This window comes from Porphyromonas sp. COT-108 OH1349, assembly GCF_000768755.1.
GTDB lineage: Bacteria > Bacteroidota > Bacteroidia > Bacteroidales > Porphyromonadaceae > Porphyromonas_A > Porphyromonas_A canoris.
Window position 1 is genome coordinate 166,374 of sequence record NZ_JRAH01000034.1, and the last position, 24,595, is coordinate 190,968.

Here is a 24,595-nt window from a genome sequence, read left to right on the forward strand (position 1 = left end):
TCGTTTTCTGTTTTGATAATTATCGTTTTATATTTTGGTAATTATCGTTTTATATTTTGGTAATTACCGTTTTCTATTTTGATAATTACCGTTTTCTATTTTGATAATTATCGTTTTATATTTTGGTAATTACCATTTTCTGTTTTAATAATTACCGTTTTCCGTTTTGATAATTACCGTTTTCCGTTTTGATAATTACCATTTTCTGTTTTAATAATTACTATTTTCTGTCTTAATAATTACTGATGTCTATTTTGGTAATTACCGTTTTCTGTTTTAGTAATCTGTTTTGGTAATTATCGTTTTCTGTTTTGGTAATTATCGTTTTCTGTTTTGGTAATTATCGTTTTCTGTTTTGGTAATTATCGTTTTCTGTTTTAATAATTATCGATGTCTGTCTTGATAATGAGTGATAGCTGCCTTATTAATGAATAATACTTCTTTTAATAATGAATAAAAGATAGATTTCTAATGAGTAAAAGTCATATTACTAATAAGTATTTCTATATTTCTCGCCGTGAAATATTGGTTTCTCGCCGTGAAATATTGGTTTCTCGCCGTGAAATATTAGTTTCTCGCCGTGAAATATTAGTTTCTCGCCGTGAAATATTAGTTTCTCGCCGTGAAATATAGAAAAGGTTATTGGGAAATCAATTTTAGATAAGTAAGTTTTTGATTTTTAGTCAATAGGAATTAAACTTTTTTTAGTCGGTTTTCAGAGCAAAACCGGTGAGATTTTGGACGAAAGGAAGATAGCTCTCCGAACAGAGCGGATGTTTTGCGGCTTTTGTCTGAATGTGGAGATATAAAGAAGCAGAGCCACGGACCGGAAAGATCCGCAGCTCTGCTTGGTGTTTCTATTTTTATCCCGAAAGAAGCGTGTTACTTCTTCTTCTCTGCTTTTGGTTTGGATTCAAACTTTTTCTTTTCTACTCTGTCCACTGCCGCTTGTGAGTTTTCAACGGGTGGAAGCTGAGATTCGTCCGTGATCTCTTCAAAGTAGGCAATGACGTCGCCTTTCTTCACCACCTGACCTTGCTTTACGGCTACTTCGCGGATGCGTCCGGAGATGTTCACCTTGACGTCTTCAGGATAGCCCATAGGTGTCATGACGAAGCAAAGCTTGGAACCTGCGCGGTAAGCGGTGCCTTCGGATGGAGGTGTAGAGCCGTCTTGGAAGTCCACTTCCCAGAAGACTTGCCCCGTTGCAGTGGCAGGTACGGCGATGTATTTGGCTCTCTTGATGGCAAGGATGTCTTCGGCGGAGAAGCCTTGTTTGGTCATCTCTGCGTTGCGAGCCTTTTCTACTTCTTCATTGAAGCGTTGTTTTGCCACACCGCTCTTGTAGTCTCTGTACTGACGGTCGTGCATCGCAAGCTCGAACAGTTCTTCATCGTCTTGACCAAAATCCCAACCATTCTCTTTCATCTCTTGACGATAGGTGTCCAAAGCATCGGGATAGTTGGATTGAGGATCGGCATCGGAGAATTCAAGACCTTTCTCTTTTGCAAGCGCCACGATCTCCGGATCCAATGCTCCCGGAAGTCTTCCGGCTTTTCCAAGAATCATATCCCAGGTATTGGCATCAATTGCCTGCCATCTGCCTTCTCCTCGCTCCATGTTGTAGACATTCATCAGAGCGACATTCTTGACGTACTGAGAGAACGGCGTTACCAGAGGAGGATAGCCGAGCTTTGGCCATACATACTCCACTTCGTTGAAGAGCTTCACCAACAAGTCGTCTATCGTAAGCTCCTCTTTGCCTTCGTTTCGGAGATACATGTTGATGCCGGAGTGTACCCCTTTCAAGTCTGCCATCATAGATCCCATCATACCTCCCGGAAGTCCGCATCCGACAAGAAGTGATGAGGTGTATTTATTGGTCGGATCCATGAAGTATCCCAAGAAGTCGTCCATAAACTCTTGTGTCAGGCTGCGTGCCTTCATGTATGCATTCATGTTGATTTCCGGAACATCATATCCCGCATCTTTCAACATGGCTTGGATGGTGATCACGTCCGGGTGAACCTTTCCCCAGGATAGCGGCTCCATTGCCACGTCGATAATATCTGCTCCGTTCTCGCACACTTCAAGCATGGAGGCAACCGAGAAGCCCGGCCCGGAGTGTCCATGATATTGAACAATCACTTCAGGATGCTTGGTTTTGATGGACTTCACTAAACGTCCGAGCATCTTCGGACGACCGATTCCCGCCATATCTTTCAGACAGATTTCCGGTGCGCCTGCTTCGATGAGTTTGTCCGCAATATTCGAGTAATACTCCACAGTATGTACCGGAGAGTGTGTGATACAGAGTGTGGCTTGAGGTATCATGCCCGCTTCCAATGCGTACTTGATGGATGGGATGATGTTTCTGACGTCGTTGAGTCCGCAGAAAATACGCGTGATGTCCACTCCTTGTGCTTTTTTCACTCTATACATGAGACGTCTTACGTCTGCAGGTACAGGGTACATCCGCAGTCCGTTCAATCCACGGTCCAACATGTGAGTCTGGATACCTGCTTCATTGAATGGCTTTGTGAAAGTACGGACAGCCTTGTTGGGGTTTTCACCATAAAGAAGATTCACTTGCTCGAATGCACCTCCATTGGTCTCTATTCTTGAAAAACAGCCCATATCGACGATTACGGGTGCTATTCTTGCTAACTGGTCTAATCTTGGCTGATACTTACCGGACGATTGGAACATGTCGCGGTAAACTAAACTAAATTTGATTTGTCGTTTCATATATATACACTGATGTTATACTACTGATTGTAAAGATACAAAGTTAGATAGACACGGCAAGTATATTAAGAGAATTTTTTCTGTTATCTATAACAATTTGGCTGCTTTTTCGCTGAGAAGACTGCGTTCTCCTTTTTCCAAATGTACGTGCGCAAAAAAATCTTGTCCTGCCATGCGGTCTATCATATAAGATAGACCGTTGCTTTTGACATCCAAGTAAGGGGAGTCGATCTGATAAATGTCTCCGGAGAAAATTATCTTCGTACCTTCTCCGGCGCGGGTGATGATTGTCTTTATCTCCAAAGGAGTGAGGTTTTGAGCTTCATCGATAATACAGATGACGTTGCTGAGACTTCTACCTCTGATATATGCCAATGCTTCCACAGAGATAAAACGAGTCCTTAAAAGTTCATCTATCTCAGAGTTTGAACCATGTCGCTGTCCGGTAACATCCTTTATGACGTTGATATTGTCAAAGATCGGCTGCATGTAAGGCTCTACTTTCGCTTCATAACCGCCGGGAAGAAATCCCAAATCTTTATTTGAAAGAGAAACAATAGGACGAGCGATAAGGATCTGCTTGAACTTTCTTTTCTGCTCGATGGCAGATGCAATGGCAAGCAAGGTCTTACCTGTTCCGGAAGTACCTGTTATGGCAACAAGAGAGAGAGCATCGTCATTGAGAAGATCGAATGCAAACTGTTGCTCAATGTTTCTTGGCTTTATACCGGCATTGACGCTGAACTCTACCGGTTTAAGGATCTGACTGTCTCCATGCGTTCTGCATAGTAGGGGAGTATCTCCACGTTTTTCGCGTAGCTCGAAGCAGGAGTTCGGGAGGATTTTCTTGCCTCTTGTGGACATAACCTCCTTTATGGTTACCTCTTCTTTCTGCGCCACTCTTGCCAAAACATCCGGTTTGGTGAGAACTCTCCAGATATGTTGCTGCTCCATGTGATGGATATTCTCTACTCGCCCACTTTTATAGTCTTCCGCCTGTACCCCGAATGCAAGTGCTTTGAGACGGAGATTGGCATCCTTGCTGACCAGAATTGTTTTTGTTTCCGGTTCGCTTCTTGCCACGGCGATGGCTATTGAGATAATACGATGATCCGGTGTATTTTGTACAAGAGCGTTATGTACTTTGGGGTCCAAGTTGGTATCTACAACGACATAGAGTCTTCCCATATCTTCTCCCAAAGACACACCTTTGGTTATATCCTCTTTTGAAGCAAAGCGATCAAGTGTGCGTATAAACTGTCTGGCATTATAGTTGAGCTGTTCATTCCCTTTCTTAAAGCCGTCAAGTTCTTCTACAACGGTGATAGGAATGTAAATATCATTCTCTTGAAACTTTTTTAGACATTCGGAGTCGTGCAGGATAACATTGGTATCCAAGATGAAGTTTTTTCTGGTACTCATTTGCATAATAGTTTTATCGCTTGCGCGATGTTTATGGTTGGTTACTAGCTTGAACAAATATACAAAATATTCTAGTCTACTTTATTCAAAAAAGAAAGCCTCTGAGCACACAAGAGTACTCAGAGGCTTCTGCTTTTATTCCCATTCGATGGTTGCCGGTGGTTTTGAACTTATGTCATACACCACTCTGTTGACACCTCTGACTTTATTGATAATTTCGTTTGAAACTTTTGCCAGAAACTCATAAGGCAGATGTGCCCAATCTGCTGTCATGGCATCCGTAGAAGTTACGGCTCTTAAAGCTACTGTATTTTCATACGTGCGTTCATCTCCCATTACTCCAACAGACTTGATCGGAAGAAGGATCACTCCAGCTTGCCACACCTTATCATATAGCCCATACTCTCTAAGCATACTGATGTAAATATCATCTGCATCCTGGAGTATTCTTACTCTCTCCGCATCTATTGCTCCAATAATACGGATACCCAAGCCGGGACCGGGGAATGGATGGCGATGAATAAGATGAGGTCTCATACCCAATTCAAGTCCGACCCTACGTACTTCGTCCTTGAACAAAGTTCTAAGAGGTTCCACAAGTTTAAGTTTCATCTTTTCAGGAAGCCCCCCCACGTTGTGGTGGCTCTTTATGACCGTTCCGGTAATGGAAAGAGACTCTATGACATCAGGATAGATTGTTCCTTGTCCCAGCCACTTTACATCATCTATTTTATGCGCCTCACGGTCAAAAACATCTATAAATCCTTTACCAATGATTTTGCGTTTGGTCTCAGGGTCTGTAACATCTTTCAGTTGTTCATAGAAATAGTCTTTTGCATCAATTCCCTTGACATTCAGACCAAGATGCTCATAGTCTTTTAGAACATTTTCAAACTCATTCTTTCTGAGTAACCCATGATCTACAAAGATGCAAGTGAGTCTGTCTCCTATCGCTCTATTCAATAGAACGGCACAAACAGAAGAGTCGACGCCACCGGAAAGTGCAAGGATAACCTTATCATTGCCCAACTCCTGTTTGAGTTGAGCCACGGTTGTTTCGATGAATGATGCAGGTGTCCAGTTTCTTTCACAGCCACAAATATCCAAGAAGTTGCTAAGCAGATCCAACCCGCATTCAGAGTGATACACTTCCGGATGGAACTGAACACCCCAAGTCTTTTCTCCTTCTACGCGGAAAGCTGCATTTTTTACATTTTCTGTTGATGCTACCACCGAAAAATTTTCAGGAAGGAAGGTTATCGTATCTCCATGAGACATCCAAACCTGACTGTTCGGAGCAATTCCTTTCATCAAAGGATCGGAAGAAGATATCTCTACAAGGTTTGCTCTTCCAAACTCACGAGTGTTAGATGACTCTACCTTTCCGCCCAAAGAGTGTGAGATATACTGTGCACCATAACAGATTCCTAATAGAGGAAACTTTCCTCGAATCTTTTGCAGATCTATCTTGAAAGCCTCTTCTTGATAAACAGAAAAAGGACTGCCCGACAGGATAACACCTTTTATATTAGTGGTGTCTTCCGGAAATTGGTTATAGGGGACTATTTCGCAGTAAGTATTCAACTCTCTCACTCTTCTTCCAATGAGCTGAGTCGTTTGAGAGCCAAAGTCTAAGATCAGTATCTTTTCAAGCATATTTTTTCTGTTTCTTGGATCTAAAAGTCAATATATTGTGAACAAAGTTAAGAAAAAACTACCTATCAATGAGGTATTTCTTCTGTTCGGAGATTTCCTCTTCCTTGGGTTCTACTTTATCTTCAGGAATATCGTGCGATAGAAGCTCTTCAGTCCTGCTTTTCCATGGGCGTTCTCCCAAGATACGAGCCACGTCATCCGTATAGATCACTTCATTGGTCAGTAGAAGTTGAGCTATTTCGGCATGACCATCTTTATGATCTCTCAGTATTTGTTTAGCTCTGTCGTACTGCTCATTGATCAGTTCAAGGATCTCTTCATCTATCTTTCGTGCAGTCTCTTCGCTGAAAGGCTTGGTAAATCCATACTCATTTTGAGAATCTTGGAAGTTGATGTTAGGCATCGTCTTACTCATCCCAAAGTAGGTAATCATTGCTTGTGCCATTTTTGTTACCCTTTGCAAGTCGTTGGATGCACCTGTGGATATACGACCAAGAACAACTTCTTCGGCTGCTCGTCCTCCCAAGAGAGCACACATTTCGTCCAACAACTGTTCAGTAGTGGTAATCTGTCTCTCTTCCGGTAAGTACCAAGCTGCTCCAAGTGCTCTACCGCGAGGTACAATAGTAACCTTAATAAGAGGATTGGCATGCTCCAACAGCCAAGAGATTGTTGCGTGACCGGCTTCGTGAATGGCTATCGAGCGTTTCTCTTCTGAAGTGGTTATCTTGGATTTCCTTTCGAGGCCTCCCACTATTCTGTCCACAGCGTTCATGAAATCTACACGCTGTATTACATCCTTACCATTACGAGCTGCAATAAGAGCTGCTTCGTTGCACACATTTGCAATATCAGCTCCGGAAAATCCCGGTGTTTGTCTGGAGAGAAGATCTATATCAACACTTTCGTCCATCTTCAGCCTCTTCATGTGCACCTTAAAGATCTCCTTTCTGTCGTTAAGATCCGGTAGATCTACATGGATTTGTCTGTCAAATCGACCGGCACGCAGTAGGGCTTTATCCAAGATGTCGGCTCTATTAGTTGCAGCGAGTATGATGACTCCACTATTGGTATCAAATCCATCCATCTCTGTAAGGAGCTGATTCAATGTGTTTTCTCTTTCATCATTTCCTCCGAATCCGGCATTTTTACCCCTTGCTCTACCTATGGCATCTATTTCGTCTATGAATATGATAGAAGGTGCTTTCTCTTTTGCTTGTTTGAACAGATCTCTAACTCTAGAGGCTCCGACTCCCACAAACATTTCCACAAAATCAGAACCGGATAGAGAGAAGAAAGGAACATTAGCCTCTCCCGCCACGGCTTTTGCAAGAAGTGTTTTTCCTGTTCCCGGAGGTCCCACAAGCAGAGCTCCTTTAGGTATTTTACCGCCAAGATGAGTATATCTCTTGGGCTCTTTAAGGAAGTGTACGATCTCTTCTATTTCTGTTTTGGCCTCACTCAGACCTGCAACATCGGAGAATGTTACTCGCACTCTGTTCTCTCTGTCGAACAGTTGGGCATTGCTCTTACCCACATTGAAGATACCTCCGCCTCCGCCTTTAGCTCCCGACATTCTACTCATTACAAATATCCAGAAGCCAATGAGGAGGATGAGTGGGAGAGAAGAGAAGATATACTGGAAGATGGAAGGTCTCGGATTGATATACTTGATCCTTGCATCCGGGAGCTTGTCTGCTTCTTTCAACTTCTGATAGTAGGCTTCAAAACTTCCTGCTCCGGGTACTTCCGTCGTAACATCGTTATTTGCCAATAGAGTCCTTTTGGCTCCTATGGAATCGTCATTACCGGCTTCTTCTTGCTTTGACTTGTGATATTTCTCGGCAGCCTCTTTTTTCAGAGTCCCCACAGCTTCTCCATTTTCGGTATAGACTGTTATGGACTCAAAACTATTGCTATCCATATAAGACTGGAACTCGCTCCAGTCCATCTTGTTTTCCGGAGATGGACTGATTAGGAACATCGTTCCCAGTACTATTAGAATAACGACATATATCCACCCAAAACCGATACCCTTCATGGGGTTCCTACCCCTTGAAGAGTTCGGTCCTTGAGGTTTATTGCTGTTCATATTTCCGTTCATGCTGTTTTTGGTATTAGATAATTTGTCGGAGAAACTCTATTCTTCGCTTTTTATGTGCGTAATTTTAGCATCTGCCCAAAGTTGTTCCAGAGCATAATAGTTACGCAATTCGGGTACAAATATATGTACCATGACGGAAATATAGTCTATTGCGATCCACTCGCCACTACCACGATCACTCCAAGTCGGATTTTCTCCGGTTTCTTTCCTTACAATGGTTCTAACAGAGTCTTCAAGAGCCTCCACTTGCGTGTTGGTGTTACCATTGGCAATGACCATATAGTCGCAGATAGGATCATCTAAAACAGTCAGATCAAGAAGGACAATATCTTTGCCCTTCTTCTCTTCAAGTCCTTTTATAGCCGCAAGGGCCACGTCTTTTGATTTTATCATTCAAATAAAAGTGTATGTTCTTGTTGTTTATTTGGCGTTCGGTTTTTCCAATCCGTAGCCTTTCTTTTTATCTTCTATTTTAAGAAGAAGACTCAAAAAGAATGCCAAAACACCAAAAGAGGCAAATACCATCATTGCAAACATAAAGTTCTTTGGTTCTCCTGCCTGAACATTGGGGTTGGTAGAGTCCAAAACCTTACCTACAAACGTTGGTACAAGCATCAGTCCGATGTTTTGAATAAAGAAAATAGCAGAGTATGCCGATCCTAATACCTTGTTGTCTATTAGCTTAGGTACGGAAGGCCATAGAGCGGCAGGTACAAGAGAGAATGCAAGACCAAGCAAAACTATTGCCATGATAGCCTCAACAAGGGCTCTTGTTGTTCCTCTGTCAAAATCGTAGAAAGCAAATATGGAGTGGCAGACAAACATCAAGAAAGATCCCATCATCAGCATGGTTGCTGCTTTACCCTTCTTATCGAGGAAAATACCCATTAGTGGCGTGATAAACACAGCGCCGAGAGGGAACAAGCTGAATATCTGTCCTGCTGTCTCGACACTCAGTCCGAGATTGCTTTGAAGCATATCCGAAGCAAACTTTTGGAATGGGAATATTGCAGAATAGAACAGAACGCAAAGCAGCGAAACAATCCAAAACATCTTGTTGAAAACGATATATTTGAGATCCTTAATGTGGAAAGCTTCATCCTCTTGTGCTTCCATGGATTTTTCTCCTTCTTGCTTGTCCAGCTTTTTGTCGAATACGCAGTAAACAAGATAAAGCAGGAATGCTATCATGAGAAGCGCTGTGCAGAAGATAACAGGTGCTTGCACACTTTCAAAAGTCTTGTTCAAGTATGGAGAGAGCCAGAATACGGCAAAAACACCAAGGCGGGCAATAGACATCTCCATCCCCATTGCCAAAGCCAGCTCTTTGCCTGTAAACCACTTCACGATGATGCGAGACACGGTAACGCCGGCCATTTCACATCCGGTGCCGAATATGGCAAATCCTACACAGGCAAGCTTAGCCGTTGCAGGAAATTCGGGCCAAAAAGAGTTGAAGAACTCATATCCGGGTCCTCCATTGATAAAGGTACCACTCAGGGCATAAACCTTTATGAGCGCACCGAGCACCATAAGCCCTCCGGAGAGACGGATAGTGAAGCGAATCCCCATAGAGTCCAAAATGATACCTGCAAATATGAGGAACAGCAGATAGACATTGATGAAAAATTCACTGCCGGCATACGTTCCGAACACGGAAGAAGACCAGCCTAACACTTCGGGGCGTTCCAATTCTGTCTTAATAGGGGAGAGAACATCCACAAACATGTAGGCAAAAAACATCGTGAAGGATACTGCGAGAAGCAGTCCCCATCTTACCCATACATTTTCTCTTAGGGTAGTGTGGTTAATTTGAGTTGTCATTTACTTAAAGTTAAATTTATAGGGTTATTCTATATAGCTTACAAATGTACAAAAAATAACGAGTGATGAGCGTTTGACCAATCCAGTTCCAATGTCTCTCGTTTTTATCTCAATTTTCCAATCATTCTATGTTTCCTGATTTCGGATTTATTCGATCGCTATTCGGCACCCAAATGGATACTCAAAACTCTTCGGATAAATATCCTAAAAAATACACCCTGTATCGTGTACATTTTACGCTCTTTTTTGTCAATAGAGACCCCTTTTTCAGAGCCTCATTTTTATATATTCCATCCCGAAAAATGCTCACTTTTTTCGCTCTCTCTATTTTGATCGGAGGGGTCGTTTTCAGAGTACGATCAAATTGTTAAATTGATCCTGTTTTATTAACACAAATTCTGATACCTGCTAAGCAAAAACGCTAAACGAACATATTTTGTCGGCTTAACGTGTTTAATTTTTCAATGAACACGTTTAGTGATTTCATTAAACACGTTTACCGGATTCGATTAACGTGTTTAGAATTTTTAGTTAATCGGTTGGTTGTTAGTGCTTTATCTGTTTTCTGGTCGATTTTGCCGATTTTACCCGATCTTCTTTGTTGTGTTTTGTTTACATTTCTGTGGGCTTATTTTGATCTTTATTAACTCGAATTTGGGGCTTCAATTCGATCACGAGGAAAAAGTTTTCAAATTCGCGATATTTTGTAATCGTTTCATGGTGAGTTTGTTATCGGTTTTGTCCTGAGATTTTTAGGAGATTCCCTGTTTTGACGACTTCATTTTTCGGGACCTTTTCGCTCTTCATTTTTATATAAAAATACCATCTCCAAAGCCCCCTTTTTATGTCGATTTTTACGTCTAAAAAAGACCGGTTTTATTCGATCATTTGCTCAGAATATTTGAGATGCCGATTGAAGAAAAAAGCGGAGTTCGTAAGAGATTTAATACAAAAGAAATCTACAAATAATACAGAGATTTTATGTACTTTTGTGGAAGTGTAAAAACTATGAGACAAGTAATAGATTAACAGAATAAATATCATGCTTAGAACAGAGACTTGCGGAAGTCTGAGACTTCAAGATGCAGGAAAAGAGGTTACTCTTGCCGGTTGGGTACAGAGAGTACGTACTATGGGAGGGTTGGTTTTTGTCGATCTCAGAGACAGATATGGCATTACTCAGCTGACTCTCAATGGAGAAAGAGATAACAATCTAAAGGAACAGGCAGAGCATCTTGGGCGAGAGTTTGTGATACAGGCTCGTGGAGTAGTCATAGAACGTGTGTCTAAGAACAAAAACATCCCGACGGGGGAGGTCGAGATAGATGTTAAGGAGATCAAGATACTGAACAAAGCAGCCACTCCACCCTTTACCATCGAAGATGATACAGACGGAGGAGACGATCTTCGGATGAAGTATCGCTATCTCGATCTAAGAAGAAACGCAGTGAGAAAGAACCTCGAACTTCGTCATAAAATGACTATCGAGGTGCGAAAATATATGGACTCGCTTGACTTCTTGGAGGTTGAGACCCCGGTACTTATCAAGTCCACTCCGGAAGGGGCAAGGGATTTTGTGGTGCCTTCACGTATGAACGAAGGAGAGTTCTATGCTCTGCCACAATCTCCACAGACATTCAAGCAGCTTCTTATGGTCAGTGGTTTCGACAGATATTTCCAGATCGTAAAGTGTTTTAGAGACGAAGACCTGCGTGCCGACAGACAGCCGGAGTTTACACAGATAGACTGCGAGATGAGCTTTGTAGAGCAGGAAGATATTCTTCAGACCTTTGAAGGACTTTCCAAACATCTTTTCAAGAATATTCTCGGAGTAGAGCAGACAGAGAGCTATCCTCGTATGTCTTGGCACGATGCCATGAAATATTACGGCTCGGATAAGCCCGACATCCGCTTCGATATGAAGTTTGTGGAGCTGGATAACATCTTGAAAGGACACGGATTCAGCGTCTTTGACAACGCCGCATACATAGGAGGCATTTGTGTGGAAGGCAAAGCATCCATGACAAGAAAGGAGATAGACAGCCTGACAGACTATGTGAAGCGTCCGCAGGTTGGGGCTAAGGGTATGGTATATGCCCGTGTGGAAGCAGACGGATCCGTAAAGAGCAGTGTGGATAAGTTTTATACTCCGGAAGTGCTTCAGCAGCTAAAGAAGGAGATGAATGCCAAAGAGGGAGATTTGATCCTGATTCTGAGCGGAGACGATATCATGAAGACGAGAGAACAGCTTGGTGAACTTCGTCTTGAAGTGGCGCGTCGTATCGGACTCATGGACCCGAATAAGTATGCTTGTCTTTGGGTTGTGGACTTCCCTCTATTGGAGTGGGATGAAGATACCAAGAGGTTTTATGCCAAGCACCACCCGTTTACATCTCCAAAACCGGAAGATATATCTCTTCTCGATTCCGATCCGGGTGCTGTTCGTGCAAATGCTTACGATATGGTCATAAACGGAGTAGAAGTGGGTGGCGGTTCTATAAGAATATACGACTCCGATCTTCAGAAAAAGATGTTCAAAGTGCTTGGCTTCTCGGATGAGCAGGCTCAATATCAATTCGGTTTCCTTATCAATGCCTTCAAATATGGGGCTCCTCCTCACGGCGGTATAGCATACGGATTGGATAGATGGGTTTCCATCTTTGCCGGTCTTGGCAGTATAAGGGACTGTATCGCATTCCCTAAAAATAACTCAGGAAGGGATGTCATGATAGATGCTCCTTCGATCATAGATAATGCACAGCTGGAAGAGCTTTGTTTGCAGGTCTGTATTCCTCAGAAGAAGTAATAAAAGATTCGGATGATTGTTACTGTTCAAGATGTTTGTCGTGCCATAGAGGAGGTTTTTCCACTCCCTTTGCAGGAGTCTTACGACAATAGCGGACTGCAGGTGGGCATCCCTTCTGATCGGGTGACGGGAGTACTTCTGACCCTTGATGTTACGGAGCAGGTGGTGGAAGAGGCTATAAAGAAAGGATATAACTTTATTTTGGCGCATCATCCTCTTCTGTTCAGAGGGCTGAAGAGGATTACCGGAGCCACGTACGAGGAACGAGCCGTCGTACTTGCTTTACGAAATGGTATAGCAATCTATGCAGCCCACACGAACTTGGACAATCATCCCGACGGGCTTAACCACTATTGGGCGAAAGAGTTGGGGCTCGTAAATCTTCGTCCCGTTCTTCCTATGGAGGGGCAGTACTGTAAAGTGCAGGTTTATGTGCCGCAGTCTCATGCTCAAAAAGTTCGTGAAGCTATGGCAGAGTCCGGTTGGGGGAAGCAGGGGTTGTATGATGTCTGCAGCTTTACCCATACAGGAGAAGGACGTTTTAGAGCACTTGATGGAGCGAATCCGTTCTGTGGTTCTCCGGGGGAGATTCACACCGAGCCGGAAGAGGCAATATCTACGGTGGTACCACGAATATTTCTGCATGAAGGAGTAAAAAGAATAAAGGCGGTGCACCCTTATGAGGAGGTTGCTATGGATATCTTGCCTCTTGAGACATCTTTTTCTTCTTATGGAGCAGGTATCGTGGGAGATTTTCCCGAAGAAATGCCCCTTGAAGAGGTTTGGAATTTGCTGAAAAGCAGTAATGAGAACATAAAGCAGATAGCTCATTCCCATCCGATTAAGACAAAGATTCGGAAGGTTGCGCTTTGTGGAGGTAGCGGTGCATTCCTGTTAAAGCACGCCATACGTGCCAATGCTGATATTTTTATCACCGGAGAGGCAAAATATAACGATTATCTGGACGCAAAAGAGAGCATCGTCTTGGCAACGATAGGGCATTATGAATCCGAAATGATTGCATTGAAATGCTTTAAGGAGGTAATATCACAGAAATTCAGTAACTTTGCACTCTGTTTCTCAGAAAGAAATCAAAATCCGATTCACTATATACATTAGTAATATGTACATGGCCAAGAAAAAAGTAGAACAAGAGATAAGCATCGAGGAGAAACTGAAGGTGCTTTATGATCTTCAGGAAGTAATGTCTGAGGTTGACCGTATTCGTATTCTTCGCGGAGAGCTTCCGATAGAAGTTCAAGAGCTTGAAGATGAAATCGCAGGCCTTCAAACCAGACAGTCTAAGTGCGAGGCAGACATTGCAGAGATTAAGAAAATCATTGCTGACAGAAAGGTGCGGATCAAAGAAGCACAGACAGCGATTGAAAAATATACTGCTCAGTTGGACTCTGTTCGGAACAATCGAGAATATGAGAGCTTAACCAAGGAGATCGAGTATCAGTCTCTTGAGATTCAGTTCTTGGAAAAGAAGATTGGAGAAGATGAAGGTGTGATCAAGCATATCAAGTCGGTCTTGGAAGAGATCATGGAGGTTGTTTCTGAACGAAGCAAAGATCTTGAAGAAAAGAAAGGCTTGTTGGATGAGATAGTCTCGGAAACCAAAGTGGAAGAAGAGAAACTTAGAGAGAAGGCATCCAAGTTGGAGACAAAGTTGGATGAGAGACTTTCCAAAGCATTCAAGCGTATCCGCAAATCTGCCAGAAACGGATTGGCTGTATCAACAGTAGATAGAGAGTCCTGTTCGGGTTGCTTTAACAAGATTCCTCCTCAAAAACAGCTTGAGATTAAGACTCGAAAGAAAGTTGTGGTTTGCGAGTACTGCGGGCGCATCTTGGTAGATAAGAATCTTGGAGAAGAGAAGTAAGATTTTCTCCTTGTGAGATTCTTTGGCTAAAATCTCTCCTTTCTCTTCGGAGTAGGAGAGAGAATTGCTTTTTGTCGCTTTTTAGATTGTAATTATTGTCGTTTATATTCCCACAGGTCTTACTATGCAAATAGATCTGAAATCGTATGTTATGGAGCGCACTTCCGATATTCTACCGGAAGGAGCTACCGTTGTGGTTGGTCTTAGTGGTGGTTTGGACTCCATGGTTCTTACTCACTTGTTGGATGCAGCCGGTTACAATCTTATCATAGCCAATTGTAATTTTCAGCTTAGAGGCAAAGAGTCGGAACGGGATGCTGCCTTCGTGCGTGATGTCTGCGCAGAACGTTGGTCTAATCACCGGTTTTTCTACATGGTGTTTAATACACAAAAGGTAGCAAAAGAGAAAGGTATTTCTATCGAAATGGCTGCCCGGGATCTCCGCCATGCGTGGCTGAAAGAACTAAAAGAGACCTATGGGGCAGAAGCGATAGCCCTTGGACATCATCACACTGACCAAGTAGAGACGATCCTTCTAAATCTGATTAGAGGAACAGGAATCAGAGGTCTTTTGGGAATGGAAGAGTGGAGATCTCCTATTTTGCGTCCTCTTTTGGGAATAAAAAAAGAGCAGTTGAGAGCGTATGCGAAGCTTCATTCCATACCATCCATAGAAGATTCTTCTAATCATCAGCCTATCTACAAGAGAAATAAGGTCAGACTGGAGCTGTTACCCTTGCTTAAAGAGTTTAATCCATCGATAGAAGACACGTTATTCAAGAGTGTAGATTACTGGAAGGAAGAGCATCTTGCTTTTCAGAAGTCCTATTTGGATTTTGCAAAGGTTGCAATTACACGCTTCGGGCAGAGGTTAGATATGCACAAACTTGTGATAAGCACTTCTCCTGCTGCCTTTTTACATGAGTATCTTTCGGACTATAATTTTTCATCTGAAGTTATCGCGGATATTTTAAGAGAGCCTATGCTTTCGGGACGTCGTTTTTTCAATAGAGACTTGTCTTATGAGGCCGAACTCTTTAGAGGCGCGCTCTATCTCTCTCCTGCCAATGCGGAAAGAGAGTTTAAGATAACAATACCCAAAGTCAATGGCTCTTGGCACGTAGGAAAAGGTACTATTGCTGCTTCGTTTCTCGATGTCGAGGAAGTCGGAGCATACGATAAAGGATGTTTATATCTGGATGCGGATACAATTCCGGAGACACTTGTTCTTCGTACCGTCGATACCAAAGATTCTTTTTCTCCTATGGGTATGAGAGGACGAAAAGAAGCAACGGATTTTCTTAAGGATCACGGGGTACCCAATATTTTTAGATCCAATTATTTGGTAATAGAAGCTGTGGGAGAGGTATTGGGAGTTTTGCCCTTTAGAGTTGCAGATTCCGTTAAGATCCGTCCTAATACACGGAAAGTTTTCTGTCTCAAATGGGAACATCCTTGTCATTCCGATAGATAATAAGAGGTTTTTAATTGATTCCGATCCTCGTATCCACCTCTGAATATTGTATAAGTCGCATTTTTAATCTACCTTTGCGCAGAACAAAATTCCTTAGAGCTTCTTTCCGAATAACCTTTTATCTTCTAAATTCCTGTTTTAAGGACTGAAAGTTGGAAAGATTCTCTGTTTTGTTTTTATCTTATTTGGTCTTTTTCCGGACCGAGTGTTTTCTTTTCATTTTTAGTTTTGTACGTTTTCCTTTGTATCTAAGGAAATCCGATTAGAAGTTCATACATCAAATTACTATAAACCGATACTCTTCATTCTTTTGCGGATGGAGATGAGATTAAAATAAGTATGTCACAGAATTACAATATTTCTCAACTTGAGAAAATGTCGCCGGAGCAGTTGCAAGAGGTGGCAAAGTCCATGGATATTCCCAATGCGGAGAGTGCCACTCAGCAGAATCTTATATACTCCATATTAGACAAGCAAGCCGTAATGATGGCTGCGAAATTGCAGGGGAAAGATTCGGCAAAACAGCCCAACGGAGCCGGAAATACGGCTCAAGCCAAGCGCAAAAGAGGGCGTCCCAAGAAGGAAGAACAGCAAGCCTCAGTGGCGGAAGAAAGAAAAGATAAGCCTTCTGCTCAGACCCCGGAGGGAGCAAAAGATCCTGTGGGAGGAGCATCTGCAAAGAAGGCGGAAGAGGGCAAGTCTCAGAAGTCTCACATCAAGCTCGTACCCTCTCAAAAGGGAAAAAAGGAGCAGGAGCAACCCGTATCTTCTGCTACTCCGTCGACCGATAATAACGCAGCAACAAGAGAGATTTCCAAGAATATCAGGCTGGTTCCTCGTGCGGAAGAAAACAGACAGCCAACCTCGGAGGAAGTAAAATCTCTGCCTGCGAGACCGGACTCACATATCAAGATTGTATCTCCATCCGGCTCTCCAAAGAAGATTTCCGAGCCATCGCAGGAGAACGGAGTGCAGAAGAATCTCCTTTCGGAGCACCCGGAAGAATTATCAAGAGAGGAGGCGGTAAAGCCGGCGGAGGCATCGCAGGGTGCTTTTGTGTTCAAAAATCCGAAAGCCAACAACTCTCTGCTTGGAGAGATGATGCCTCTCATCTCTACTCCCAACCCGCAGAAGAAGCAGCAGGAGAACAAGAAGAAACAGCAGAATGGCCAAGCGGCAGGCGCACCTCAAGCAGGAGCAAATGTTGAAGCCAAAGATCACAAAGCTGCTCAGCCCGTGGCAAAAGGCGTTAAGGTCGTTCCCGTAAATCCTCCTGCCCCTCATCAGCAGTCCGGCAAGAAGAGTGCTCTGCCCACGGATGCCTACTACGACTTTGGCGAGGCGCTCGTCATGAGCGGTGTTTTGGAAGTGATGAGTGAGGGCTTCGGCTTCATACGCTCGGCGGACTACAACTATCTCTCTTCTCCGGACGACGTCTACGTTTCTCCGCAGCAGGTAAAGTATTATGGGCTGAAGTCGGGCGACGTCATCGAAGGCGTCGTAAAAGCACCGAAAGATGGCGACAAGTTTTTCCCTCTTGCCACGGTCAAGGGCATCAACGGCTGCGACCCGTTGAAGGTGAGAGACCGCGTTCCGTTCGACCACCTGGTGCCACTTTTCCCGACGGAGAAGTTCAACCTGGAAGCACCCAAGTCCCCAAAAGTTTTCGACAAGATCGGCACGCGCATCGTAGATCTCTTCTCTCCCATCGGCAAGGGTCAGCGAGGCTTGATCGTGGCTCAGCCAAAGACCGGTAAGACGATGCTGCTCAAAGATATAGCCAATGCCATTGCGTACAATCACCCTGAGGTCTACATGATTGTGCTGCTCATAGACGAGCGTCCCGAAGAGGTAACGGACATGCAGAGGAGCGTCAATGCGGAGGTGATTGCTTCCACATTCGATGAGCCGGCAGACCAGCACGTCAAGATTGCGGAGATTGTCCTGAACAAAGCGAAGCGACTCGTGGAGTGCGGGCACGACGTGGTCATTCTTCTCGACTCCATCACCCGTCTGGCACGTGCTTACAACACCGTTCAGCCCGCATCCGGAAAGGTCTTGACCGGTGGGGTGGAAGCGAATGCGCTCCAGAAGCCCAAAAGATTTTTCGGTGCCGCGCGCAATATCGAAGGGGGAGGGAGTCTCACCATTTTGGCTACGGCACTCACCGAGACCGGCTCCAAGATGGACGAAGTGATCTTCGAGGAGTTCAAGGGAACGGGCAACATGGAGCTTCAGCTCGACAGGCGTCTTGCCAACAAGCGCATCTTCCCGGCGGTGGACATTTTGGCGTCCAGCACAAGGCGCGACGACCTGCTCCAGGACGACCTCACGCTCAACAGAATGAGAATCATCCGCCGCATGGTCGGGGAGATGAACTCCATAGAGGCGATGGAGCAGATAAAGAGCAACATGGAGCTGACGTTGGACAACAGGAGCTTCCTCGAAAACATGAACGATTAGTCTGCAATATGATCCGCCGATGTCCCGAATCTTCGTTTCGGGCATCCGCCAACGAACAAAAAGTTCCCGGTGCCGCATCTGTTGGCGCCGGGAACTTTTTCATTTCTCCCTGCTCTGTCCTGTGTCGCCACAAGCCGGACGGGGATGCTTTTTCTGCTTTTTGATCTTAAAAGTCGCCCTCTCCGAAAACAGCTTTAATACTCAGGCATTTAGCCGCTTTCGGGAAGCATGAAAAATTCCTTACCTACGAAAATTTTTTTTCTTACCTACGGAAATTTTTTTTCTTACCTACGGAAATTTTTTTTCTTACCTACGGAAATTTTTTTTCTTACCTACAAAAATATTTTTTCTTACCTACGGAAATTTTTTTTCTNCTTACCTACGAAAATATTTTTTCTTACCTNCCACGGAAATTTTTTTCTATGCCCATGAAAATTTTTTTCTATGCCCACGGAAATTTTTTTCTATGCCCATGAAAATTTTTTTCTATGCCCATAGAAATTTTTTTCTATGCCCATAGAAATTTTTGCTCTTCCGAACGGAAGGTTTTTTCTGTGTCTATAAGTATTGGGAGGTCTCCGAAAAAAGATTTTTGGGGCTTGTCGCAAGCTCTTTCGGAAGAGGGTAAGGAGCCGGGAAAGAGGGTAGAAGAGAGAGGATTACAGCTCCACGACGGTGATGCCTGCTCCTCCTCTGTCGGCGTGTTCGTCCCGGTACGACTTGACGAGATGTGAGGAGGCGCAAAAGCTTCGTACCATCTCTCTTAATGCCCCGGTGCCCGTGCCATGAAGGATGCGGACGGGCGAGATGTTTATCTTATACGCGTCGTCTATGTAGTACGCCAGCGCTTCCATGGCTTCGTTGGCTCTCATGCCTCTCAAGTCTATCTGAGGTTTGAAGTGGAGCCTGCTCTCGGAGCCGGATTCAAGGACGATCTTCGAGGTGCTTTTCTGTACTTTCGTGGGCGATTTTAGGGAGGGCTTGAGCCGGCTCACCGGCACTTCCATAGAGATCTGCCCTAAACGAATGCGCGCTTTTTTGCCTTTTATCTCCAGGACTTCTCCCACTTCTGCCGCACCTTCTACGGCTACGCTGTCTCCGGGCTTGAAGGTCGGGGCAGGGGAGGATGCCTTCTCGGAAGATCGGCTCTTGGTCTCCAGGCGGCGGTGCTGCTCGGAGAGATTTTGTCGCAGCCCCTTGGTTACGGACTTGTCCGCGCCGGACTCCCGGATCTCCCGGATGGTCTTCTCGATCTCGGAGTTGGCGCCTTTTATGATTGCTGCCGCCTGCTTTTCTGCTTCTTTGATCAGCTGTGTCTGTTTGAGCTTGAGCTTTTCGTTCCGCTCTTCCCATTTTCTTTTTTCCTGCTCCAGCTCGCTCAGCTTTGTCTTGAGGTCGGCTCTTCTCTCTTCCCAGTACTTTTTGTCCCTCATGATGCTCTGAAGATACTGGTCTTGCATGATGAAGTCTTCGCCCACCTTCTCGGAAGCGCGGCCGAGTATCTCCTGCGGCAGACCTATCTTCCTGGAGATCTCTATCGCAAAGGAGCTTCCCGGCTGACCGATGGAGAGCTTGAAAAGAGGTTCTATCTTGTGCCGGTCGAAAAGCATGGCTCCGTTGACGGCACTCTCTTGGGTCTCGCAGAAGTCTTTGATGTTGGTGTAATGGGTGGTGATCACGCCGAAGCATTTTTTCTCTATGAAGCATTCCAGCAGAGACTCCGCAATGGCTCCACCGATGACGGGCTCCGTGCCGGAACCAAACTCGTCGATAAGCAGCAGCGAGTGAGACCCCGCATGAAGGATGAAGTGCTTCATGTTGGAGAGGTGAGAGGAGTACGTGCTGAGGTCGTTCTCCAAACTTTGCTGGTCTCCGATGTCGAGAAAGATGTTGTTGAAGATGCCGGCATGGCTCTCTTCGGACATCGGTACGGGCAGACCGCACTGCAGCATATATTGCAGTAGCCCTACGCTCTTCAGACAGACGGACTTGCCTCCGGCGTTGGGACCGGAAATGACCAATATGCGCTCCCTCTTGGTCAGCCTTATGTCCAAAGGCACAATGCTTTTCCCCTCCTGCTTGAGGTGATGCTCCAGGTAAGGATGGCGGGCTTCCTTCCACTGAAGCCCCGGAGAGGCAGAAAGATGAAGAGGAACGATCGCGTTGTACTTGCTGCCCCACTTCGCTTTGGCAGTGATGAAGTCCAGAATCCCGAGAGCAAGCGAGTTGCTTTTGATTTCAGGCAGATGCTCGCGAACAAGTGCCGTGAACTCCTTCAGTATGCGCACGATCTCTCTCTTCTCTTCGCTCCTTTTTTCTCTAAGCTTATTATTCGCCTCGACAACGGCTTCCGGCTCTATGAAGAGCGTCTTACCCGTGGCGGACTCGTCGTGCAGTATCCCTCGAACCATTCTTTTGGCATGAGGTATCACGGGAAGAACAAGTCTGCCATCCCTCATCGTAACGCTGTGATCTTTGTCTACCCAGCCTTCGGCATGTGCTTGGGCGAGGATAGACTGGATCGTCTTCCCAATGCCGACTTCCATTCTTGCCATCTCCCTCCGAATCTCTCGAAGAAGCGGAGAAGCACTGTCCGAAACATTGCCCTCATCGTCCAGAATCACGGAAAGTCTTTTGGAGACATTCCTTACAGGTACGATTTGAGAGGCTACTTCTCTGAGATTGTCGATACAAATCGGAGAATCTTCGCCCTCCTGCTTGGAATACTGCTCAAAGTAGCGTTGCACCTCTTCGGAAGCAGACAGAAGCTCTCTCAACGAAATGCACTTCTCTATGGGCAGATACGTTCCTTCGGGGCGAATGGCAGAAATAGCTTCTTTAATATCCCCATATCTTGTGGAGGGGAAAGCACTGCCGGAAGATGCGGTAAGCGTCTGCATCTCTCTTACCAGGGAGAGCTGATGGGAAATCTCCTTGAAGTCGGTCGAGAACTTGATGCTTTCCGCAAGATGTCTGCTGACTTCATTGCCGCATCTCTCCAAAATCTCTTCCCGAGTCTTAACAAAACCAAGCTTCTCCTCCACATCCGATGGATATAAAGGAGAAGCTGTTCTAAAGCTCTGTTTGTACTGTCTTCTTCTGCTGCCGGGCTTTTGATTTTCTGTCATCTATCTAAAGAAAAACTTGATGATGTCATTGATATTCGCATAGAGCATAAGACCAAAGAGGAGTACTAATCCAAAGATCTGAGCTCTTTCGAGAACCTTGATGCTGGGGGTTTTTCTTGTGATGATCTCATACAATAAGAATACAATATGCCCCCCGTCTAAGGCAGGAATGGGCAGAATATTCATCACCGCCAATATGATCGAGATCAGAGCGGTTAAGCTCCAAAAATTCATCCAGTTGAAAGACTCCGGGAACAGACTGCCTATACTTCCAAGCCCTCCTATTTGGGAAGCTCCTTCCTTGGTAAACAGGTATTTCAAAGAAGAGGCATAAGAAGACAAAGTCGTGTACATCTTTTTGAGCCCCACAGGAACAGATTCAAGGAGGGAGTAGGAGATATGGATAGTCGGACGGACAAGAGATACACCCAACTTGTTTTCACTGTTCACCATTGCCGATATGGAAATTTTTTCTCCATTCCGATCAACAAGCAGCTCTACCGAGTCTCCTCTATGGGCTTCCATTGCCGATACAAATCCTTGCAGATCTTGGGCTGCTCCATTTACCTCCAAAATCTTATCTCCACTCTTCAAATCAGCTTTGGATGCTTCGGAGTCGGGGATCACATTCTCGATGATGGCAGGCAGGGAGAGGGTAGAGAATGGTTTGTTGGAAGCGATGACTGCCTGCATGAGATCAACAGGGATTTCGATGTCTTGCTTTACGCCGTCTCTATCTACCGTTAAAACCTTACCGTCAACGATCTTTCTTAGCAGGGTATTATCGTAGTATTCCAGTTGAGTGCCATCCACAGCAAGAAGCATATCCCCATCCTTTAGTCCCATATCGTGTCCTACACTACTGTAAGCGATATTATGACCGACAGATGACATCGGGAGCAGGTCATCTCCATAGTTAAATGCCAAGCCTGTGTATATGACAACAGCCAATATGATATTGAATATTACTCCTCCTGCCATAACAAGTAATCTTTGCCAAGCTGGTTTGGATCTGAATTCCCATGGCTCTGCCGGTTTGGAAAGTTGTTCCGTATCCATGCTTTCATCCACCATGCCTGCAATCTTACAGTAACCTCCAAGAGGAAGCCAACCAATACCAAACTCTGTATCAGAGCCCTTGGGCTTGTACTTAAAGAGAGAGAATCCCCAGTCGAAGAAGAGGTAAAACTTATCGACACGTATCTTAAAGAGACGTGCAAAAAGATAATGACCTAACTCGTGTATAAATATAAGTATGGAGAAAGATAGGATAAGCTGGAGAGCTTTGATTAGAAAAGGGGACATATATGAAAGTCTAAAAAAATCGATTTTAATGTTTTAACCACAAAGAGGCACTATGCCTTACATCTTTGTTGAGAGAGATAAGATCATCCAAAGAGAGAGGATTTGCACAGTTGGATGAGTATTTGTTCAGCATCGTCTCTATCAGATGAGATATATCCGTGAATCCGATCTCGTGGTTGAGAAAACGTTCTACGGCAATCTCGTTGGCAGCATTCAGAATACACGGAGCAACTCCTCCGGCTTCAATACTACGATAGGCAAGAGAAAGATTGGGGAAATCTTCTGTGCGAGGAGCCTCAAAAGAGAGAGAACTCATAGCCTGAATAGAGGGAGCTTGAACGCCTGTTGGCTTTCTGTAAGGAAAAGAGAGAGCATAAGCGATAGGTACTCTCATATCCGGGACTCCCAATTGAGCTTTCAAGCTGCCATCTTCAAATGCAACCATCGAGTGTATGATGCTTTGGCGATGGATGAATACTTCTATATCAGAAGGATTAACATCAAAGAGCCATCGAGCTTCTATCATCTCAAATCCCTTATTCATAAGAGAAGCCGAGTCGATAGTTACTTTATTCCCCATCTTCCAGTTTGGATGTTTAAGAGCCTGTTCCGGTCTGACATTTTTAAGTTCCGAAGCCGGAATATCTATGAAAGGGCCTCCGGATGCGGTAAGAATCAGTTTTGAGATCTTATTGCAACTCTCTCCCACCAAGCATTGAAAGATCGCAGAATGTTCAGAATCCACAGGAATGATACACGCATTGTATTGGCTTGCCATGGCAGTGATCATCTCTCCTGCTACCACAAGAGTTTCCTTATTGGCTAACGCAATTGTCCTTCCTGCTTTTAGAGCAGCTATTGTCGGTTCCAGCCCTGCAAACCCAACCATTGCGGTAAGAACGAGATCAGCTTCCTGAGATGCAGCCACACCGGTAATGGAGTCCTTTCCTGTCCATACATGGATAGGAAGATCCTTCAAAGCGTCTTTCACCTCTAAGTAGCAAGACTCATCTGCAATTACGACTACCGCAGGAGAAAATGCCCTTGCTTGAGAGATAAGCAGATCACTATTTCTGTTAGCAACAAGAGCATAGACCTCAAAAAGATCCGGATGACGATTGATAATGTCTAAGGCTTGTGTTCCGATGGATCCGGTGCTTCCAAGTATGGTTATGGATCTTTTACGTTGATTTCCCTGTTTCATTCTCTGTCGTTAAAGGCCTTCAAGCCGGATGCTGATATTACATAGTCCATCTTGATATCGTGTTCTTCTGTGGGGATTTCCGGCAATATTTGGCAGCTGAATGCGTAACCGATCTTTACGGTTGAAGGGTGCGCATTAAGGAAGCGGTCATAAAAACCTTTGCCTCTACCCAGTCTGGCTCCTTTGTGATCAAATGCCATACCGGGAACTATAACCACTTCGATATCTTTACATACACGATCTTCTACCTCTCCGATCGGTTCTCGAATACCGTATTCAGATATATCAAAAAAGTCTCCTCCGGGTTTACCCACAGGATAGAAGTGAATATATTCACCTTCCACACGAGGCAAACTCACCTTAAAATCTTTTGTCGTTAGAGTATGGATAAGATCTCCTGTTTCGATCTCTCCGGTCATAGAAAAAAACAGTGCCACGTTTGCTTTTGGGAAGTTCTGCTCCAAAAAGTTTACCAAAATCGTTGCAGCTTCTCCTGCTTCCTGGATTTGCTGAGTTCGAGTTAGAGATTTTATTTCCTGCTTTACTTGTTGCCGTATTTCTTTTTTTGTCATAGCA

At 44.5% G+C, this 24,595-nt stretch carries 16 protein-coding genes; 6 read left to right on the top strand and 10 right to left on the bottom strand.

Features of this window, described 5'->3' with window-relative positions:
- The first annotated feature begins 471 nt into the window (after positions 1-471).
- A complete protein-coding gene (locus tag JT26_RS10855) occupies positions 472-633 on the top strand; it encodes a hypothetical protein (RefSeq protein WP_160217652.1) in 162 nt (53 codons plus the stop codon).
- Positions 634-882: 249 nt separating this feature from the next.
- On the opposite strand, the gene JT26_RS08550 is transcribed toward JT26_RS10855, so the two are convergent.
- The 6 genes from JT26_RS08550 to JT26_RS08575 form a co-directional block, all read right to left on the bottom strand.
- Positions 883-2,748, bottom strand: a complete 1,866-nt coding sequence (locus JT26_RS08550; protein ID WP_036792102.1) for a biotin/lipoyl-binding protein — start codon at positions 2,746-2,748, stop codon at positions 883-885.
- 87 nt (positions 2,749-2,835) lie between these two features.
- Positions 2,836-4,170: a PhoH family protein gene (locus JT26_RS08555; protein ID WP_036848851.1), complete on the bottom strand. Its 1,335-nt coding sequence runs from the start codon at positions 4,168-4,170 to the stop codon at positions 2,836-2,838.
- 135 nt (positions 4,171-4,305) lie between these two features.
- Positions 4,306-5,826 carry a glutamine-hydrolyzing GMP synthase gene (gene guaA / locus JT26_RS08560; protein ID WP_036848854.1) on the bottom strand — a complete coding sequence of 507 codons (1,521 nt, stop codon included), beginning with the start codon at positions 5,824-5,826 and terminating at the stop codon, positions 4,306-4,308.
- 58 nt (positions 5,827-5,884) lie between these two features.
- A complete protein-coding gene (ftsH, locus tag JT26_RS08565; RefSeq protein WP_052110480.1) occupies positions 5,885-7,930 on the bottom strand; it encodes an ATP-dependent zinc metalloprotease FtsH in 2,046 nt (681 codons plus the stop codon).
- 36 nt (positions 7,931-7,966) lie between these two features.
- On the bottom strand, positions 7,967-8,323 hold the full coding sequence (gene rsfS, locus JT26_RS08570; protein ID WP_036848857.1) for a ribosome silencing factor: 357 nt from the start codon (positions 8,321-8,323) through the stop codon (positions 7,967-7,969).
- Between the two features lie 27 nt (positions 8,324-8,350).
- Positions 8,351-9,754: an MFS transporter gene (locus JT26_RS08575; protein ID WP_036848860.1), complete on the bottom strand. Its 1,404-nt coding sequence runs from the start codon at positions 9,752-9,754 to the stop codon at positions 8,351-8,353.
- Positions 9,755-10,796: 1,042 nt separating this feature from the next.
- Here JT26_RS08575 and aspS point away from each other — a divergent pair.
- From aspS to rho, 5 genes are all read left to right on the top strand, one after another.
- Positions 10,797-12,560 (top strand): aspartate--tRNA ligase, encoded by a 1,764-nt coding sequence (aspS, locus tag JT26_RS08580; protein ID WP_036848863.1) that lies wholly within the window; start codon positions 10,797-10,799, stop codon positions 12,558-12,560.
- Between the two features lie 12 nt (positions 12,561-12,572).
- A complete protein-coding gene (locus tag JT26_RS08585) occupies positions 12,573-13,679 on the top strand; it encodes a Nif3-like dinuclear metal center hexameric protein (RefSeq protein ID WP_052079276.1) in 1,107 nt (368 codons plus the stop codon).
- Between the two features lie 4 nt (positions 13,680-13,683).
- Positions 13,684-14,445 (top strand): zinc ribbon domain-containing protein, encoded by a 762-nt coding sequence (locus JT26_RS08590; RefSeq protein ID WP_036848866.1) that lies wholly within the window; start codon positions 13,684-13,686, stop codon positions 14,443-14,445.
- 124 nt (positions 14,446-14,569) lie between these two features.
- Positions 14,570-15,919 carry a tRNA lysidine(34) synthetase TilS gene (gene tilS, locus JT26_RS08595; protein ID WP_036848869.1) on the top strand — a complete coding sequence of 450 codons (1,350 nt, stop codon included), beginning with the start codon at positions 14,570-14,572 and terminating at the stop codon, positions 15,917-15,919.
- 339 nt (positions 15,920-16,258) lie between these two features.
- Positions 16,259-18,382, top strand: a complete 2,124-nt coding sequence (rho, locus tag JT26_RS08600) for a transcription termination factor Rho (protein ID WP_036848872.1) — start codon at positions 16,259-16,261, stop codon at positions 18,380-18,382.
- 659 nt (positions 18,383-19,041) lie between these two features.
- Here the strand turns inward: rho and JT26_RS08605 are convergent.
- From JT26_RS08605 to JT26_RS08620, 4 genes are read right to left on the bottom strand one after another with little or no spacing between them, the layout of a single operon-like run.
- A complete protein-coding gene (locus tag JT26_RS08605; protein WP_052110481.1) occupies positions 19,042-21,510 on the bottom strand; it encodes an endonuclease MutS2 in 2,469 nt (822 codons plus the stop codon).
- Positions 21,511-22,815, bottom strand: coding sequence for an RIP metalloprotease RseP (gene rseP / locus JT26_RS08610; RefSeq protein WP_036848875.1), 1,305 nt, complete (start codon positions 22,813-22,815; stop codon positions 21,511-21,513).
- Positions 22,816-22,840: 25 nt separating this feature from the next.
- Positions 22,841-24,019, bottom strand: a complete 1,179-nt coding sequence (locus JT26_RS08615) for a 1-deoxy-D-xylulose-5-phosphate reductoisomerase (RefSeq protein WP_036848878.1) — start codon at positions 24,017-24,019, stop codon at positions 22,841-22,843.
- Positions 24,016-24,591, bottom strand: a complete 576-nt coding sequence (locus JT26_RS08620; protein WP_052110482.1) for a 5-formyltetrahydrofolate cyclo-ligase — start codon at positions 24,589-24,591, stop codon at positions 24,016-24,018. Before JT26_RS08620 ends, JT26_RS08615 begins: the two co-directional genes overlap by 4 nt.
- Positions 24,592-24,595 lie beyond the last annotated feature (4 nt).